Origin of the sequence: Enterobacter cloacae complex sp. 2022EL-00981 (assembly GCF_028737495.1) — a bacterium.
Taxonomy (GTDB): domain Bacteria; phylum Pseudomonadota; class Gammaproteobacteria; order Enterobacterales; family Enterobacteriaceae; genus Enterobacter; species Enterobacter cloacae.
Genome location: NZ_JAQZRK010000063.1, coordinates 1 through 1,854, shown reverse-complemented (window position 1 = coordinate 1,854; position 1,854 = coordinate 1). Strand labels below are relative to the sequence as shown.

General features: G+C 53.0%; 1 rRNA gene. It reads right to left on the bottom strand.

The window, feature by feature from the left end:
- Positions 1 to 1,854: ribosomal RNA gene (locus PUZ33_RS25080) — 23S ribosomal RNA — on the bottom strand; the annotation flags it as partial.

Genomic DNA, 1,854 nt, shown 5'->3' with positions numbered 1-1,854 from the left:
ACGGGTCTACGTTAGAACACCAGCCATTAAAGGGTGGTATTTCAAGGATGGCTCCACGCAGACTGGCGTCCACGCTTCAAAGCCTCCCACCTATCCTACACATCAAGGACCAGTGTTCAGTGTCAAGCTATAGTAAAGGTTCACGGGGTCTTTCCGTCTTGCCGCGGGTACACTGCATCTTCACAGCGAGTTCAATTTCACTGAGTCTCGGGTGGAGACAGCCTGGCCATCATTACGCCATTCGTGCAGGTCGGAACTTACCCGACAAGGAATTTCGCTACCTTAGGACCGTTATAGTTACGGCCGCCGTTTACCGGGGCTTCGATCAAGAGCTTCGCGTTACCGCTAACCCCATCAATTAACCTTCCGGCACCGGGCAGGCGTCACACCGTATACGTCCACTTTCGTGTTTGCACAGTGCTGTGTTTTTAATAAACAGTTGCAGCCAGCTGGTATCTTCGACTGATTTCAGCTCCACCCGCAGGGGCTTCACCTACATATCAGCGTGCCTTCTCCCGAAGTTACGGCACCATTTTGCCTAGTTCCTTCACCCGAGTTCTCTCAAGCGCCTTGGTATTCTCTACCTGACCACCTGTGTCGGTTTGGGGTACGATTTGATGTTACCTGATGCTTAGAGGCTTTTCCTGGAAGCAGGGCATTTGTTACTTCAGCACCGTAGTGCCTCGTCATCACACCTCAGCGTTAAAAGGTACCGGATTTACCTGGAACCTCCGCCTACATGCTTAAACCGGGACAACCGTCGCCCGGCTAACATAGCCTTCTCCGTCCCCCCTTCGCAGTAACACCAAGTACAGGAATATTAACCTGTTTCCCATCGACTACGCCTTTCGGCCTCGCCTTAGGGGTCGACTCACCCTGCCCCGATTAACGTTGGACAGGAACCCTTGGTCTTCCGGCGAGCGGGCTTTTCACCCGCTTTATCGTTACTTATGTCAGCATTCGCACTTCTGATACCTCCAGCAACCCTCACAGGCCACCTTCAACGGCTTACAGAACGCTCCCCTACCCAACAACGCATAAGCGTCGCTGCCGCAGCTTCGGTGCATGGTTTAGCCCCGTTACATCTTCCGCGCAGGCCGACTCGACCAGTGAGCTATTACGCTTTCTTTAAATGATGGCTGCTTCTAAGCCAACATCCTGGCTGTCTGGGCCTTCCCACATCGTTTCCCACTTAACCATGACTTTGGGACCTTAGCTGGCGGTCTGGGTTGTTTCCCTCTTCACGACGGACGTTAGCACCCGCCGTGTGTCTCCCGTGATAACATTCTTCGGTATTCGTAGTTTGCATCGGGTTGGTAAGCCGGGATGGCCCCCTAGCCGAAACAGTGCTCTACCCCCGAAGATGAGTTCACGAGGCGCTACCTAAATAGCTTTCGGGGAGAACCAGCTATCTCCCGGTTTGATTGGCCTTTCACCCCCAGCCACAGGTCATCCGCTAATTTTTCAACATTAGTCGGTTCGGTCCTCCAGTTAGTGTTACCCAACCTTCAACCTGCCCATGGCTAGATCACCGGGTTTCGGGTCTATACCCTGCAACTTAACGCCCAGTTAAGACTCGGTTTCCCTTCGGCTCCCCTATACGGTTAACCTTGCTACAGAATATAAGTCGCTGACCCATTATACAAAAGGTACGCAGTCACACCCGAAGGTGCTCCCACTGCTTGTACGTACACGGTTTCAGGTTCTTTTTCACTCCCCTCGCCGGGGTTCTTTTCGCCTTTCCCTCACGGTACTGGTTCACTATCGGTCAGTCAGGAGTATTTAGCCTTGGAGGATGGTCCCCCCATATTCAGACAGGATACCACGTGTCCCGCCCTACTCTTCGAGTTCACA